Origin of the sequence: Paramicrobacterium chengjingii (assembly GCF_011751765.2) — a bacterium.
In the GTDB taxonomy this organism is placed as follows: Bacteria; Actinomycetota; Actinomycetes; order Actinomycetales; family Microbacteriaceae; genus Paramicrobacterium; species Paramicrobacterium chengjingii.
Window position 1 is genome coordinate 2,318,955 of sequence record NZ_CP061169.1, and the last position, 15,316, is coordinate 2,334,270.

The following is a 15,316-nucleotide window of genomic DNA, read 5'->3' on the forward strand; positions in this document are numbered from 1 at the left end:
CTCTTTAGGGGACAGTTTTTTCTACCGTGTCCGCGCGGCCCGCAGAATCCGCGAAAACACGGGGATTATCGCCGTCGGTCGCCAACGAGTATTGTCGAGTCTGAACGCAGACCGCGAAGGAGCGAAGAGTCGAACTATGAACACGCAGATCGATAACCTGCTGCAGGAGAACCGCCGGTTCGCCCCGACCGAAGAGTTCGCCAAGAACTCGGTAGTCACCTCCTCACTGTATGAGGATGCCGCCGCTGACCGCCTCGAGTTCTGGGCGAAGCAGGCGCGTGATCTGGTCAGCTGGGAAACCCCGTTCACACGAACCCTCGACTGGTCGAACCCGCCATTCGCCAAGTGGTTTGACGACGGCACTCTCAACGTCGCCTACAACTGTCTCGACAGGCACGTCGAAGCGGGTCTTGGCGACCGAGTCGCCATCTACTGGGAGGGCGAGCCGGGAGACTCGAGAACGATCACCTACGCTGAGCTCACCGACGAGGTGAAGAGAACGGCGAACGTGCTCGCCGGCTTCGGCATCGGCAAGGGCGACCGCGTCGCCATCTATCTCCCGATGATTCCCGAGGCCGTCATCTCGATGCTCGCCGTCGCGCGCCTCGGTGCCATCCACTCGGTCGTCTTCGGCGGATACAGCTCTGACAGCCTGCGCTCGCGCATCGACGACGCCGAAGCGAAGGTAGTCATCACTGCAGACGGCGCCTGGCGCAAGGGCAAGGTCTCATCGCTCAAGCCCGCCGTCGACGCTGCACTCGCAGGCAAAGACGGCGACACGCAAGGCACTGTGGAGCACGTGCTCGTCGTCAAGCGTGGCGAAAACGAGGTGGACTGGAGCGAGGGGCGCGACATCTGGTGGCACGACGTCGTGCCGGCAGCATCCGCCGATCACACGCCGGAGGCGTTCGAGGCAGAGAACCCGCTCTTCATTCTGTACACCTCGGGAACAACGGGGAAGCCGAAGGGAATTCTGCACACCTCGGGCGGCTACCTGACGCAGGCGGCGTTCACGCACAAGAGCGTGTTCGATCTGCACGCCGACACCGACGTGTTCTGGTGCACGGCAGACATCGGCTGGGTGACCGGCCACTCGTACGTTGTCTATGGTCCGCTCGCCAACGGCGCGACGCAGGTGATGTACGAGGGCACACCCGATTCTCCACACCCAGGCCGTTGGTGGGAGATCATTGAGAAGTACAAGGTGTCGATCTTCTACACGGCTCCAACGGCGATTCGCTCGTTTATGAAGGTGGGCCGGCAGGTTCCTCAGGAGTTCGACCTCTCGTCGCTCCGCGTTCTCGGATCCGTGGGTGAACCCATCAACCCCGAGGCATGGATGTGGTACCGCAAGGTCATTGGCGGTGACAAGACCCCCATCGTCGACACGTGGTGGCAGACAGAGACCGGCGCGATCATGGTCTCAGCGCTTCCGGGAGTCACCGAAACCAAGCCGGGCAGCGCCCAGGTTGCCATTCCCGGCATCTCTGTGAATGTGCTCGATGACAAGGGAAATGCTGTACCCAACGGCGGCGGCGGTCTGCTCGTCGTTGACGAGCCATGGCCGGCAATGCTGCGAGGCGTCTGGGGCGACCCTGAGCGCTATAAGGAGACCTACTGGGAGAAGTTCGGCGACAAGTACTTTGCCGGCGACGGTGCCCGACTCGACGAAGACGGCGACGTGTGGCTGCTCGGCCGTGTTGACGACGTCATGAACGTGTCAGGTCACCGAATCTCCACAGCCGAGGTTGAATCGGCGCTCGTCGCCAACGAAATGGTCGCTGAGTCGGCTGTCGTGGGGGCGAGTGACGAGACGACGGGGCAGGCCGTCGTGGCGTTCGTGATCATCAAGCAGAGCCATCTTGATCAGGCCGAGAAGATTGCCGACATCACCAGTTCACTGCGCAGCTGGGTGGGACAGCAGATTGGCCCGATTGCGCGGCCGCGCGAGGTCTTCATTGTGAATGAGCTGCCCAAGACCCGGTCAGGCAAGATCATGCGGCGTCTGTTGCGTGACCTCGCCGAGGGTCGCGAGGTCGGCGATACGTCGACGCTCGCCGACACCATGGTCATGAAGGTCATCACCGACCAAGTGCAGAAGTAACCCACGAAAACATCGGATGCCGCGGGGCAGCGCCCCGCGGCATCCGATGTTTTCGTGCGCGTCGAGCACCGCGCCGCTGCGAAGGGAAGACCTCACGACGCGGTCGGCGGCTCCCCTACGCGGCCGCAGACTCCAGGTGCAGGCCCTGTGCGATTGCGCGCAGAATCTGCGCCTCCACCTCGTGCCACAGATCCACGACGTCCCAGTAGGTGAAGCGAAGCACCGTGTAGCCCAGAAGCTGCAACTCGGCGTCGTGCCGCGCATCGATCTGCTTCTGCTCACGAGAGAGATGCTCGGCGCCGTCGAACTGCAGCACAAGACGGTCCCCGACCAACCCGTCAACGCGGTGGCCGGCGATCTTCACCTGCTGCGCCATCGCGATGCCGTGAGCCGCGAGGCGGATGCGTGGAATCGTCTCGATTCCGGAGTCGGAGAGCTCGCTGACGGCAGCGGCGACGCGTTTAAAAGCGGAAGACCTCGTCTGCACACGTCTCAGCTCTGCGCGTTGCACGAAGCCAGAGCGAACGGCAGAGTCCGCGAGAGCCACTGCCGATTCGAAAGCTACGCATTGGGAAGCATTGACAATCATGTTGACGATCGGGTCGATGAGCGTGCGCGTCGAACGAGGCACGGGAACCGCTCCGTAGTGCACTCGAACCTTGTTGCGGTCGAGAGTGATCCCCGCCGAACTGTGAACCGCGATATGACACCGCGCATCGTCATCACGCACCCACAGTCCGAGGTGTTGTGCGGCCGTGACACAGGTGAGTTGGCCGCCGGCGAAGGCCGCCCACTTCTCGGGCACACTGCACGCCGACGTATATAACCAGTTGCGTGCTGCACAACGCACGAATCCGGTGCGCACGGCGGCTCGGATCACGTTCTTCGTAAAACCGGCTTCGTACAGTGTGAGCCGATGGCAAATACCTCCTTCTCGACTCACGTGGTCGCAGACATCTGCTGGTCACATATCGGCATCATGCTCGGTTCGGTCCTCTCAGCGCTGTGCTCCCGCCTTCGTTGTGCATTACGGCCACGGTCGAACTCCTGTGGACGAAAGACAGCGCCGCCAGCCCGACCTCACCCGGGCCCCACGTTTCACACAGCGCACAGTGCCGGGAGGAGGGTACTGTGCCCGCACGAGGGTGATTGAGGAAAAACGTCCTCGTGCCAGCACTCTGTCCTCCTCCCGGCACAGCACGCCCTTGAGACGCCGCGACCCCACGACACTCAGAACGGGCCGAGCACCGTGTGCGGAACACCATCGAGCGCGAGGGTGTCGAGCACGGTGAGCAACTGCCGTTCTTCGTAGCGGAAGTGGCTCTCCATGATCGCGGCGATGCCCTCTATGTGGCGGCTCAGTTCAGCGGGGCTCGCCGATCTCTCGACAGCATCCGTCAATCCGGCCATCAGGTGGGCGATCATCGAGTGATCCTGCTCGAGCCTGCGCAGCGTGTCACGCAGTTCCGGATGCTCCGCGGCAATCGTCGGGAACAGTTCCCGATCTTCGGCCTCGTGGTGCCCCGTGAGCGCCACGCAGAATCCGTGGCAGAACAGCAGCAGATCTCGGGCTGCTGGTTCCGTTTGCTCCGCGTCATCGAGCGACTCGCTTGTCACTCGCAGCGCCTTGCGCAACCGTTCATGCACAGAACGCAGCTCGTGGCTCCAGGCGACGAACCTGGCTTTCTCGCCCTCAGTCACGTGAGGGCGAAGAGAACGATGAAAACATCATGATCCTTCGGAATTCGGCGCCTCCATGCCTGACACTTCTTCTGCCACCGGCACGCGACGCTGTACCCCAGCATAGCGAATCGGACTCTCGAGACGTGGAGAGCCTTCGCGGCGCACCACGGAGTGGGATGATGGGCGAACGATGCTCACCAGCCGAAACCTCCGTCCCGTCGCCCTGACGGCACTTGCTCTGCTTTGCCTCACCGGGTGCGCCGCTGGCGTAACCTCAGACTCCACAGGTGCGCCCACACGCACAGTTCCCACGACGGCGATGCCAACGGCCACCCCGGAGGACCCGGTGGCGGCGATGACGCTCGAGCAGAAGGTGGCCCAGCTGTTCATGGTGGGCACTCCCGTTGACAGCATCAGCGACACGACGCTCGCCGCCGTCACCGAAGACGGTGTGGGCGGCCTCTTTCTGCACGGCCGTTCCACCGCTGGCGTCGATGCGACGGCGCAACTCGTCAGCCAGTTCACCGACGGCTCGGCGTCGTCGCTGCCGCTCTGGGTGGCGACGGATCAGGAGGGCGGCACCGTGCAGGTGCTCCGCGGACCCGGTTTCGACGACATTCCCTCCGCGCTTGATCAGGGCGCCATGGGCACGGATGATCTGCAGGCCTCGGCAGCCACGTGGGGCACTCAGCTCGCACAGGCGGGCATCACCATGAACCTTGCCCCGGTCGCCGACATCGTTCCCCCGCAGGGTGCGAAGCAGAACCCGCCCATCGGAGCTCTCGACCGCCAGTTCGGCGGCGATGAGGCGTCGGTTGCGGCGTGCACCTCTGCCTTTGCCGCGGGTATGAGGGATGCCGGTGTGATGCCGACCGTCAAGCACTTTCCGGGGCTCGGCTATGTGACAGACAACACTGATTTCTCGTCCGGGGTCGTCGACACTGTTGTGACGGCAGACGGGCCGGACGTCGGTGTGTATCGCACGCTTCTCGACGAGGGCGCTGCCGTCGTCATGATGTCAACGGCGATCTACAAGAACATCGATCCCTCTGTGCCCGCTGCATTTTCGTCGACCGTCATCTCTATATTGAGAGATGACCTGGCATTCGACGGCGTCGTCACCACGGACGACCTCAGCGCGGCGGCCCAAGTTTCTTCATGGTCGCCAGCTGAGCGTGCGACCATGGCGATCGATGCTGGAGTCGACCTTCTACTCGTCTCCAGCGATCCGTCTGTCTACCCGGAGATGCGCGACGCGGTGCTGCAGCGAGCACACGACGACCCTGCGTTTGTGACAAAGATCGACGATGCCGTGCACCGCATCGCTCAAGCAAAGGAAGTGTAGCCCGGCTCCCGGCCAGCTCTACGCGTAGGCGAGAACCAACTCCACCTCGACGGGCGAGTCGAGGGGAAGCACGGCGACACCGACGGCAGAGCGAGCGTGAATGCCAGCATCCCCGAAGACCTCACCGAGCAGCTCGCTTGCACCATTGATCACGCTGGGCTGTGCGGTGAATGACGGGTCGGAGGCGACAAAGCCCACAACCTTCACGATGCGTGTCACTCGATCAAGCGACCCGATCACGCTCTCGGCAGCCGCAAGTGCGTTTAGGGCACTCTGCCGCGCGTATTCCTTGGCATCGGATGCCGGAACGAGCCCGTGCCCGTCTCCGACCTTTCCTGTCGCCGGAAGCACACCGCCCACAAACGGAAGCTGACCCGACGTGTACAGCACGCCATCGTTCTCGACGGCCGGAACATAGGCCGCAACAGGAGCGGCAACAGGCGGCAGTTCGAGGCCGAGTTCAGCGAGGCGATCCACGATCCGGCCCATCAGGCGCCCTCAACTTCACGCTTGAGGTAGGCGACGAGCCCGCCCTCTGGTCCCGTCACAACCTGTACGAGTTCCCACCCTTCGCTGCCCCAGTTGTTGAGAATTGCCGACGTGTTGTGCACGATCAGCGGCGTGGTCAGGTACTCCCACTTGGTCATGTGGCTCCTTCGTTTGGTGCTGAAATTCTCAGACAACGATCCGGTTAAATACGCACGTGCGTAGGCGTATTTTCAGAATCGTCACTTAGCATCAATCCTATGCCTGAACAGAAACGAACGGCTAGAGGCGTGGTCGGAGGCCTTCTCGGCTTCATCGGTCTCAGCGCCGCAGCCGGAGTTCTCGTCACTGCCACTGTCACTCCCGCGCTTGCCGTCACCGGCATCACGGCAAACAGTGCAATTGGCGTCTTCGATGACCTTCCCGAGTACCTCGAGATCACTCCTCTCATGGAGAAGTCGAATATCTATGCCAAGGACGGCGATAAGAACGTACTGCTCGCGAGCTTCTACGAACAGAACCGTGTCGAGGTTCAGTGGGACGAGATTTCGCAGTATCTGAAGGATGCCGCTGTCGCGACGGAAGACAACCGGTATTACGAGCATGGTGGCATCGACCTCACGGGTACTCTGCGCGCCGTCGTATCGAACCAGTTGGGCGAAGACACTCAGGGTGGTTCGTCGATCACGCAGCAGTACGTGAAGAACGTGCGTATTCAGAAGTGTGAGAGCGACACCGACAACAAAGAAGACTTGACAAAGTGCTACGACGAGGTGGCGGGCGTGCACTACTCCCGCAAGCTCAAAGAGATGCGCTACGCGATCGGCCTCGAGAAGGAATACTCGAAAGACGAGATTCTGCGTGGCTACCTCAACATCTCCGGTTTCGGCGGTGTGATCTACGGCGTTGAGTCGGCGGCGAACTACTACTTCGGAACGAGCGCCAAAGACGTGACGCTGGCTCAGGCAGCCACGATCATGGGCATCGTCAACAACCCGAACCTCCTTCGCATTGACCACCCAGACAACGAGGCCAACGGCGAAGAAAACGGGTACGCGCTCACAAAGAAGCGACGCGATGTGGTGCTCGTGGCCATGAAGCACTACGGCAAGATCACCGATGAGCAGTACAAAGAAGCGATCAATACCGAGATCACACCGAACATCACGTCGCCAAAGGGCGGCTGTGCGAACGCGGGCGCAAACGCGTATTTCTGCGATTACGTCACGAAAGTGATCGCCAACAACGAGGCATTCGGTGACACACAGGCCGAACGCGTCTCAACGCTCAAGCGCGGTGGACTCGACATCTACACGAGCCTTGATCTGCGTCTGCAGAACACCGAGGGCAATGCCCTTCACGCCGCCGTTCCCTCTACTGAGGAGGGCATGAAGCTCGGGGGCACGGCAACGTCCATCGAGCCGGGCACGGGCCGCATTCTCGCAATGGTGCAGAATACCGCCTATTCGAACAGCAAAGACAAGGGTGCGGGCTACACGGCGGTGAACTACAACACCGACAAGGCCTATGGCGGGTCAAGCGGCTTCCAGCCCGGATCGACGTGGAAGACCATGGTGCTGGTCGAGTGGCTCCTCCAAGGGCATTCGATCAACGAAATCGTCAATGCCACGAAACGTGACTTCCATTACCAAACCTGCGAGGGTCCAGCCAACTGGGCTCCGGGCCCGAAGAACTCCGGTGACGGCGGCGGCAGCCCCGGCGGAATGTTCTCTGTGCAGAAGGGCATCACACAGTCGATCAACACTGTGCTCGCCGCGATGGGCGAGAAGCTCGACCTGTGCGATATCGCCAACACCGCGGAATCGCTTGGAGCACACAGTGCCAGCGGTGCTGATCTGACCCACTACCCGACGACGCTGATCGGAACGTCGGAAGACACCATTGCACCGCTCTCGATGGCGAACGCCTACGCGACGCTCGCAGCAGGCGGCATGCACTGCGAGCCTCGCGCGATCGACAAGATCGTGAAGGCTGACGGCTCCGAGATGGAGGTTCCGGGAACGTCGTGTGACCAGGCCATCCCCGAGAACGTCGCGGCCACCGCCGTGCAGGCGCTCACGCAGGTGATGACGCAGGGTACCGGACGTGGGGGCAACCCCTACGCTGGGCCGATCTTCGGTAAGACGGGTACGACCGACGCCTACAAGGACACCTGGCTCGTCACCTCCTCAACGAAGGTTGCCAACGCCGTGTGGGTGGGGAATCTGAACAGCTCGAACTTCACGCCGATGAACCACAAGTGGATCAACGGACAGCTTGGCAGCCAGATTAAGTTCGGTCTCACCCAGACCATCGCGTCGAAGACATTCGAGCTCTATGGCGGCGATCCGTTCCCTGAGGCAGACAAGAACCTCACCCGCCGCATTCTCAAGGATGTTCCGGACGTCGTCGGCCAGTCTGTTGAGGACGCGACAAGCTCGCTCGACGACGCCGGATTCAGCGTCTCGGTATCTGAAGATCAGGTCGACTCGACAGTCGAAGCGGGCAAGGTGGCGAGCACAGACCCGGCAGGGGGCGCGCGCGTCAACAGCGGCTCGACGATCACGATCTACGTGAGCAACGGCGAGGGCAAGGAAGTGCCAGACGTCGTTGGTGAGAAGTACAACTCGGCGAAGAAATCACTTGAGGGCGAAGGCTTCAAAGTGAAGAAGGCCGGTTCCTGTGAGCCAGGAGGCGACAAAGACACCGTTGCCTCGCAGGACCCCGGCGCCGGTGAGACCGGCGGAGACGGCTCGACAGTGACCTTAACGCTCTACTGCGGAGATAAAGGTGACAACGGCAAGGGCGACGGCGATGACTGAGCATGAGTAGGCGTTCGGTCGGCCTACTCAGCGGCCTGCTTGGCACGGCAGCGGCTCTCGGCGCGGGAGCATTCGCCTGGGGCTCGCTGATCGAGCGCCGCCTGTTCACGTTGCGCGCAGAGACCGTGCCTGTGCTTCCTCCGGGAGCCGAGACGATTCGCGTGCTGCATATATCCGACCTGCACATGGCCCCATGGCAGCGTGACAAGCAGCGTTGGGTCGCCGAGCTCGTCGCGCTGAAGCCGGACCTCATCGTGCTGACGGGGGACAATCTCGGCCATGAGGACGGCCTGATCGGCATCCGTCGAGCCTTTGACACGTTCCGTGGCATCCCCGGGGTGCAGGTGCACGGCTCAAACGACTATTACGGTCCGATGCGCAAAAACTGGCTTCGGTACTTTGAACGGCACAGCGGCGGTATTCCGCCGCGCTCCCCCAACCTCGACACGGAAGCCATGGATCGGTTCTTCACCGAAACGCTCCGCTGGAAAGACCTCAACAACGCGGTGACCAGCCTGGAGGTGAAGGGCACAACGCTCGACTTCTTCGGTGTCGATGACCCTCATATTCACCGCGACCGTCTCGACGTGCTCACGGGACTCATAGATGATCTGCGCGACGATCAAACCTCTGACGACGGCAGCGACGTCTCGCGCCATGTGACATTGGGAGTCGCTCATGCGCCGTACCAGCGTGTGCTGAACGCGTTTGTGACGCACGGTGCGCAGATGATCTTCGCCGGGCATACGCACGGCGGTCAGGTCTGCGTTCCGGGCTACGGCGCTCTGGTCACCAATTGCGACATCCCTCGCAAGAAGGTGAAGGGGCTCTCGGTGTGGACGCACGCGCTGCGGTCGTCATTCCTGAACGTCTCAGCAGGCCTCGGAACCTCGATTTACGCACCGGTACGCTTCGCGTGCCGCCCCGAAGCCACGCTCGTCAAGCTCGTCGCCGCCCAGGTCTAACCCTGGCTGGCCGCTACCGCTCACGTGCGAGCGCTCGTGCGGCGATGTCTTGGTGGGCGAGGCGGCGCAGAGCAACGAGAATCGGCTCGTACAGAGCCGTGCCGAGCACGCTGTACTCGATCGTCGCACTGGGGTCGGCATCAGCCTGCGGCAGGTGCGCGATGTCGAACTCGGCGACCATCCGGGCGGCACGGGAGTACACCTCAAGGCGTTCGCGTGACATCGGCACGCCCGTTCCTTCGATCGCGCCGAGTGAACGTTCGAGCTGCCCCGTAGCCGCGTAGCGTGCGTCGTACGTCCAGTCGAGGCCCTCGATAATCTTGCGGGCCTTCGGGTAGTCATCAGCATCCGTCTCACCCTCTGCTGCATACGGCGGAAGAGAATCCACGGCTTTGCCCAGTGTGCTGAACATGTCGTCGCCAGGATTCTCGATGAGTTCGAAGATGCGTTTCACCTTGGCAATCGGCAGGCCCACAACGTCGACAAGTGCGCGAATCAGGCGCAGGCGAGTGATGTGCGCGTCGCCGTAATCCGCTTGGCGTGCACCGAGGGTTTCGCCTGCGGGCAGAAGCCCTTCGCGCAGGTAGTACTTGATGCTTGCTACCGAGACATTCGTCTCATGCGATAGTTCAGAGATTCTCATGATCACCCCTTGTGCTAGATAGTATCAGTATCTACTATTGGATACTGACACTATCCACACAGGGGGAGACGTACATGTTTTCATCATCAATGACCATCACGGCCGGCGCCGTGCTTCTCACGATCATCGGAATTGCCTACGGCGGTACGTTCATGCTGCGGGTTGTGACAGGCAAACAAGGTGCAAACGATCTGCAGAAGTCATTCTTTCGGGCGGGCCATGCTCATGCGGGCATGCTCGTGACGCTTGGGCTCGTGGTCGGGCTCGTCATGAGCGCGGCTGACGTCGGTCCTTTAGGCGACCGCATTGCCGGCGGGGTTCTTACGACGGCGATCCTGATTCCGGGAGGTTTCTTCTTCTCGGTGATCGGCCGTGACCCGAAGAAGCCAAATGCCTGGATTGCGCTCATCTGGGCGGGAGCAGCGCTCCTGACTGTGTCGTTGCTCGCGGGTGGCATCCTCTTGATCACAACCGGTGCGGCCGCCTGAGCACGCCCCGTGCGGCAGAACGTGACCCGGTCAATCTGATGAGAGAGATGCCGAGGCACGTATGCTGTGAACATGGCTGACGCTCTCTCCCGCTCGCGCCCGAATGCAGAAATTCTTGCAGCGGTTCTCACGGTGAGCGGCGTTGTGCATGCGGCGAAGCCTCAGGTCTTCGACCCCGTCGTTCCACGCACGCTGCCCGGATCTGCTCGGTTCTGGACGAGGGCATCGGGGTATGCCGAGTGGGTTATCGCCGCGCTGCTTGCCTCGCGCCGTACGCAGAGCATCGGTGGCCTTGTCGCCGCAACTTTCTTCGTCGCTGTCTTTCCAGCAAATGTGCGCACGCTTCGCGTCGTGCGCAAGCGAGGGCCCGTCGCCGTCGCGATTGCTGTGTTGCGGCTCCCCCTTCAGATTCCGCTCGTGCTCATGGGTCTGAGTGCGGCGCGTGCCGACGGTGATCGACCCTGACGACACGACACGACACGGATGCTACGCGTCACCGCGCCGCAGCAGGCGACCGCGCGGGGTCTCACCGTCGACCTCCGCGCCACGCAGCACCGTTCGGCGCACTGCACCTGTGAGAGATTTGCCCGCATAGGGAGAGACCGGGTTCTTGTGGCGCAGCGTATGAACGTCGACAGTGAACTGCTCGTCCGGGGCAAACACGGCGAAGTCGGCATCCGCTCCCACCTCAAGGCGACCCTTGTGCGTGAGCCCGACGAGGTTCGCCGGGGCAGCTGACATCCACGACACAACGCGTTCGAGTGGGATGCCGCGCGTGCGCGCTTCGTTCCAGATGAGCGAGATTCCCAGCTGCAGCGACGAGACACCGCCCCAGGCCGTGCCGAAGTCGCCCGTTCCCTTGAGCTCTTCTGTGCTCGGTGAGTGGTCTGAGACGATGAGGTCGATCGTTCCATCGAGAAGGCCCTGCCACAGCAGTTCACGGTTCGCCTCTTCGCGAATGGGCGGGCAGCATTTGAACGCTGTAGCGCCGTCTGGCACTTCTTCGGCCGACAGTGCAAGGTAGTGCGGGCAGGTCTCCACGGTGAGCCGCACGCCGTCGGCCTTGGCCTCGGCGATCATCGGCAGCGCGTCGCTCGACGAGAGGTGCAGAATGTGCGCACGCGCTCCGGTGCGGCGTGCCCGCTCGATCACGGCGGCGATTCCTGCGTTTTCAGCGTCACGCGGACGCGACGCGAGAAAGCCGGCGTAGCCGGGACCGAACTCGTGCGGCGCCGTCTCGATGGCCTGCGGGTCTTCGGCATGCACGATGAGCAGCGAATCGAACGACGCGAGCTCACGCATGTCGCGCTCGATCTCGTCGAGCGGCAGCGGTGGAAACTCGTCGACGCCGCTGGGCAGAAGAAAGCATTTGAAGCCGAACACGCCGGCGTCATGCAGCGGGCGCAGCTGCGCCGTATTGCCCGGCACGGCACCGCCCCAGAACCCCACGTCGATGTGCGCCTGCGGCTCGGCAACCTCACGCTTGACGTTGAGCGCATCGACGTTGACGGTGGGCGGGATGCTGTTGAGGGGCATGTCGATCAGCGTGGTGACGCCGCCGGCTGCGGCCGCGCGCGTGGCCGAGGCAAAGCCTTCCCACTCGGTGCGGCCCGGCTCGTTGACGTGCACGTGCGCGTCGACGAGCCCGGGCAGCAGAATCTCGTCTGCGGCGAGGTCAACGATGCGGTCGGCATCGAGCCCAGCGCCGGATGCATCGATGCGCGCGATGCGTCCGTCTAAGACGGCGATCTCGTGCCTGGCCTCACCCGCGGAGGTGAGGGCGCGACCACGGATCACGAGGTCGTAGCGGCTGGGCGCGGAGCCAAAATCGGCTTCGTGGTCGGTCACGATGACACTCCTTGTGTGAGCCGTACAGAATCCGTGTTGATCGTTTCGGCGATGCGGCGCAGCAGCTCAGCGGCGCCGGCCATGCTCTTGCGCACATCGGGTTCGAGGTCGGCCAGCGCGTAGACGGCGGCAAATCCGGCGTCACGAAGCACGGACTCGCTCAGGGTTGTGCGACCGCAGACGGCGATGACGGGCACGGATGCTGCGACAGCAGCGCGCGCCACTCCGATGGGAGCCTTGCCGCCGAGGCTCTGCTCGTCGAGACTCCCCTCGCCCGTGATCACGAGGTCTGAGGCGTCGATGCGAGCGGCGAGACCCGTGAGCTTCTGCACGACCGTGGCACCGGGTTCGCGATGCGCACCGAGCACGAGAGCGGCGAATCCGACGCCTCCCGCCGCGCCGGCCCCGGCTGCCTCGGCGTGCTCGGCGGCCGCAGGCACGGCGCTGGCAAGCACGCCGACGTAGTGCGCTAGTGCGGCGTCGAGAGTGGCCACGTCGGCGTCGGTCGCTCCCTTCTGGGGCCCGAAGACGGCGGCCGCGCCGCGGGTGCCGAGCAGCGGGTTGTCAACGTCGGCGGCGAGCACGATCTCGCACGTCGCGACGCGCGGGTCGAGCCCCGAGACGTCAACGGATGCCAGCTTGGCAAGTGCCGCACCGCCGTCGGGCAGGTCGCGCCCGTCGACATCAAGCAAGCGCGCGCCGAGGCCAGCGAGCACACCAGCGCCCCCGTCGGTGTTGGCGCTGCCTCCGACGCCGATCGTGATGCGCGTACATCCGGCGTCGAGGGCGGCAACGATCAGCTCGCCAGTGCCTCTGCTCGAGGCGCGCAGCGGTGCGGGCGTGCCTCCGGGAAGCACATCGAGCCCGCTCGCCGCCGCCATCTCAATCACCGCTTCGCTCCCGTTCACGGCGAAGCGCGCGTTGACGCTTTCTCCCGTCGGCCCCGTCACACTGGCGTGGTATTCCGAGAAGCCAACGGCGATCGCGGCATCCACCGTTCCCTCTCCCCCGTCGGCGACGGGAATTGAATCGACCGTGTGCCCGGAGAGGCCCGACGCGAGTGCGTGGGCCACCTCCGGGCCGGTCAGGGAACCTTTGAACTTATCTGTGGCGATCAGAATGCGCATGGCACAGATTATGCCTGCAATTGGGTGAGCGCCGTCGGAGCATCGTCTGACGCCTCGGCGAGTTGTTCGAATTCGTTGATCGACGCAATGCTTGTTCCCATCGACACATTCGTCACGCGCTCGAGGATCGCCTCGACGATCACGGGCACCTGGTGCTGCTCGGCGAGCGCCTGAGCGTTGCGCAGAGCGGGGGCGAGATCGTCGGGCTGCTCGACGCGAATCGCCTTGCAGCCGAGGCCCTCGGCCACCTTGATGTGGTCGACGCCATAGCCGTTAGTCTCGGGCGAGTTGATGTTGTCGAACGCGAGCGACACCTGGTAATCCATGTCGAAGCCACGCTGCGACTGGCGGATCAGCCCGAGGTAGGAGTTGTTCACGACAACGTGAACATAGGGCAGATTGTGCTGCGCACCCACCGCGAGCTCTTCAATCATGAACTGAAAGTCATAGTCTCCCGAGAGCGCGACGACGTTCTGCCCCAGCTTGCCGCGCACAACGCCCAGAGCGGCGGGGATCGTCCAGCCCAGCGGACCGGCCTGGCCGGCGTTGATCCAGCGGCGCGGACCGAACACGTGAAGCATCTGCGCAGCCTGAATCTGCGAGAGCCCGATTGTGGAGACGTACGTCGTGTCGGTGCCGAACACCGCGTTCATCTCCTCATAAACACGCTGGGGCTTGAGAGGCACATTGTCGAAGTGGGTCTTGCGGTGCATGGTGCCCTTACGCGCGGTGCACTCGGTTGCCCACGCGCTGTAGTCGGGAAGCGAGCCGGCCGTCGCCCGCTCACGTGCCGCGGCGATGAGCTCCTGCAGTGCGGCCTTCGCGTCAGAGACCACTCCGTAGTCGGGCGCGAAGATGCGGCCCAGCTGGGTCGGCTCGATGTCGATGTGCACAAACTTTCGCCCGGCACGGTACGTCTCGAGGTCACCCGTGTGGCGGTTCGCCCACCGGTTGCCCACGCCGAGCACAAAGTCAGAGGCGAGGAACGTCGCATTGCCGTAACGGTGCTGCGTCTGAATGCCGACCATGCCCGCCATGAGGGGGTGGTCGTCGGGGATCGCACCCCAGCCCATGAGGGTCGGCACGACGGGTACGTCGAGCAGTTCCGCCAGCTGAACGAGCTCGTCAGCGGCATCCGAGTTGAAGATTCCACCGCCGGCAACGATCACCGGATGCCGCGAGGCAGCGAGCATATCGAGAATCTTGTTCGCCTGCGCACGTGTCGCCTTTGGCGTTGCAACGGGAAGCGGCTCGTAGGTGTCGATGTCGAAGTCGATCTCTGCCATCTGCACGTTGATCGGCAGGTCGATCAGCACGGGGCCGGGACGGCCGGTGCGCATCTCGTGGAACGCGCGCTGGAAGGCGCCGGGAACCTGCGCCGGCTCGAGCACCGTCATGGCGAACTTCGTGACGGGCTTTGCGATCGACTCGATGTCGATGGCCTGAAAGTCCTCCTTGTGCAGCACGTGCGTCGGAGCCTGCCCCGTGATGCAGAGAATCGGAATCGAGTCGGCGATCGCCGCGTAGAGACCGGTGATCATGTCGGTGCCAGCCGGGCCAGAAGTGCCGAGGCACACACCGATGTTGCCGTGCGTCGAACGAGAGTACCCGTCGGCCATGTGCGAAGCGCCTTCGACGTGGCGTGCGAGGGTATGCCGAATGCCGCCATGGGCGCGCATCGCGGAATAGAACGGATTGATCGCTGCGCCGGGCAGACCGAAAGTCTCGGTCGCGCCTTCCTTTTCGAGGATCAGGACGGCAGCGTCAACGGTGCGCATCTTTGTCATTGTCTTCTCCTAGACGTA

Annotated in this window: 14 protein-coding genes; 6 read left to right on the forward strand and 8 right to left on the reverse strand. The window is 63.2% G+C overall.

Translation table 11 applies throughout. The features are described 5' to 3' along the window. Positions 1-136: 136 nt before the first annotated feature. Positions 137-2,104, forward strand: a complete 1,968-nt coding sequence (acs, locus tag HCR76_RS11305; protein WP_166991949.1) for an acetate--CoA ligase — start codon at positions 137-139, stop codon at positions 2,102-2,104. A gap of 115 nt (positions 2,105-2,219) precedes the next feature. Here the strand turns inward: acs and HCR76_RS11310 are convergent, their stop codons facing one another. Together HCR76_RS11310 and HCR76_RS11315 are read right to left on the reverse strand one after the other, a co-directional pair. Further along, a complete protein-coding gene (locus HCR76_RS11310; protein ID WP_166991946.1) occupies positions 2,220-2,909 on the reverse strand; it encodes an endonuclease domain-containing protein in 690 nt (229 codons plus the stop codon). Positions 2,910-3,334: 425 nt separating this feature from the next. Next, positions 3,335-3,721: a hemerythrin domain-containing protein gene (locus HCR76_RS11315; RefSeq protein WP_244971381.1), complete on the reverse strand. Its 387-nt coding sequence runs from the start codon at positions 3,719-3,721 to the stop codon at positions 3,335-3,337. Positions 3,722-3,977: 256 nt separating this feature from the next. Here HCR76_RS11315 and HCR76_RS11320 point away from each other — a divergent pair, with 256 nt between their 5' ends. Next, complete coding sequence (locus HCR76_RS11320; protein ID WP_166991940.1) at positions 3,978-5,132, forward strand: glycoside hydrolase family 3 protein; 1,155 nt, start codon at positions 3,978-3,980, stop codon at positions 5,130-5,132. 18 nt (positions 5,133-5,150) lie between these two features. Here the strand turns inward: HCR76_RS11320 and HCR76_RS11325 are convergent, their stop codons facing one another. Continuing rightward, positions 5,151-5,621 (reverse strand): RidA family protein, encoded by a 471-nt coding sequence (locus HCR76_RS11325; RefSeq protein ID WP_166991937.1) that lies wholly within the window; start codon positions 5,619-5,621, stop codon positions 5,151-5,153. Beyond that, positions 5,621-5,779, reverse strand: coding sequence for a Sp36 family protein (gene sp36 / locus HCR76_RS11330; RefSeq protein ID WP_166991934.1), 159 nt, complete (start codon positions 5,777-5,779; stop codon positions 5,621-5,623). Before sp36 ends, HCR76_RS11325 begins: the two co-directional genes overlap by 1 nt. A gap of 99 nt (positions 5,780-5,878) precedes the next feature. Between sp36 and HCR76_RS11335 the strand changes: the two genes are divergently transcribed. After that, entirely contained in the window at positions 5,879-8,440 is a 2,562-nt protein-coding gene (locus HCR76_RS11335) for a transglycosylase domain-containing protein (protein ID WP_166991931.1), read from the forward strand. A gap of 2 nt (positions 8,441-8,442) precedes the next feature. Continuing rightward, complete coding sequence (locus HCR76_RS11340; RefSeq protein WP_166991928.1) at positions 8,443-9,405, forward strand: metallophosphoesterase; 963 nt, start codon at positions 8,443-8,445, stop codon at positions 9,403-9,405. Between the two features lie 13 nt (positions 9,406-9,418). Here the strand turns inward: HCR76_RS11340 and HCR76_RS11345 are convergent, their stop codons facing one another. Then, positions 9,419-10,048, reverse strand: coding sequence for a MerR family transcriptional regulator (locus HCR76_RS11345; RefSeq protein WP_166991925.1), 630 nt, complete (start codon positions 10,046-10,048; stop codon positions 9,419-9,421). 74 nt (positions 10,049-10,122) lie between these two features. Here HCR76_RS11345 and HCR76_RS11350 point away from each other — a divergent pair, with 74 nt between their 5' ends. Then, complete coding sequence (locus HCR76_RS11350; protein WP_166991922.1) at positions 10,123-10,536, forward strand: hypothetical protein; 414 nt, start codon at positions 10,123-10,125, stop codon at positions 10,534-10,536. Between the two features lie 72 nt (positions 10,537-10,608). Then, on the forward strand, positions 10,609-11,001 hold the full coding sequence (locus HCR76_RS11355) for a DoxX family protein (protein WP_166991919.1): 393 nt from the start codon (positions 10,609-10,611) through the stop codon (positions 10,999-11,001). Between the two features lie 21 nt (positions 11,002-11,022). Here HCR76_RS11355 and allB read toward each other — a convergent pair whose 3' ends face one another. The 3 genes from allB to gcl are packed head-to-tail and all read right to left on the reverse strand — an operon-like array spanning position 11,023 to position 15,298. Further along, on the reverse strand, positions 11,023-12,384 hold the full coding sequence (allB, locus tag HCR76_RS11360; protein WP_166991916.1) for an allantoinase AllB: 1,362 nt from the start codon (positions 12,382-12,384) through the stop codon (positions 11,023-11,025). Further along, positions 12,381-13,511, reverse strand: coding sequence for a glycerate kinase (locus HCR76_RS11365; RefSeq protein ID WP_166991913.1), 1,131 nt, complete (start codon positions 13,509-13,511; stop codon positions 12,381-12,383). Before HCR76_RS11365 ends, allB begins: the two co-directional genes overlap by 4 nt. 8 nt (positions 13,512-13,519) lie before the next feature. After that, the gene (gcl, locus tag HCR76_RS11370; RefSeq protein WP_166991910.1) at positions 13,520-15,298 is read right to left on the reverse strand and encodes a glyoxylate carboligase; all 1,779 of its coding nucleotides are present in this window, start codon (positions 15,296-15,298) and stop codon (positions 13,520-13,522) included. Positions 15,299-15,316 lie beyond the last annotated feature (18 nt).

Excerpts from the sequence above, each read along its gene's own strand:
- acs (WP_166991949.1), top strand. The coding sequence starts at position 137 with ATGAACACGCAGATCGATAACCTGCTGCAGGAGAACCGCCGGTTCGCC.
- HCR76_RS11320 (WP_166991940.1), top strand. The coding sequence starts at position 3,978 with ATGCTCACCAGCCGAAACCTCCGTCCCGTCGCCCTGACGGCACTTGCT.
- HCR76_RS11325 (WP_166991937.1), bottom strand. The coding sequence starts at position 5,621 with ATGGGCCGGATCGTGGATCGCCTCGCTGAACTCGGCCTCGAACTGCCG.
- sp36 (WP_166991934.1), bottom strand. The coding sequence starts at position 5,779 with ATGACCAAGTGGGAGTACCTGACCACGCCGCTGATCGTGCACAACACG.
- HCR76_RS11335 (WP_166991931.1), top strand. The coding sequence starts at position 5,879 with ATGCCTGAACAGAAACGAACGGCTAGAGGCGTGGTCGGAGGCCTTCTC.
- HCR76_RS11340 (WP_166991928.1), top strand. The coding sequence starts at position 8,443 with ATGAGTAGGCGTTCGGTCGGCCTACTCAGCGGCCTGCTTGGCACGGCA.
- HCR76_RS11345 (WP_166991925.1), bottom strand. The coding sequence starts at position 10,048 with ATGAGAATCTCTGAACTATCGCATGAGACGAATGTCTCGGTAGCAAGC.
- HCR76_RS11350 (WP_166991922.1), top strand. The coding sequence starts at position 10,123 with ATGTTTTCATCATCAATGACCATCACGGCCGGCGCCGTGCTTCTCACG.
- HCR76_RS11355 (WP_166991919.1), top strand. The coding sequence starts at position 10,609 with ATGGCTGACGCTCTCTCCCGCTCGCGCCCGAATGCAGAAATTCTTGCA.
- HCR76_RS11365 (WP_166991913.1), bottom strand. The coding sequence starts at position 13,511 with ATGCGCATTCTGATCGCCACAGATAAGTTCAAAGGTTCCCTGACCGGC.
- gcl (WP_166991910.1), bottom strand. The coding sequence starts at position 15,298 with ATGACAAAGATGCGCACCGTTGACGCTGCCGTCCTGATCCTCGAAAAG.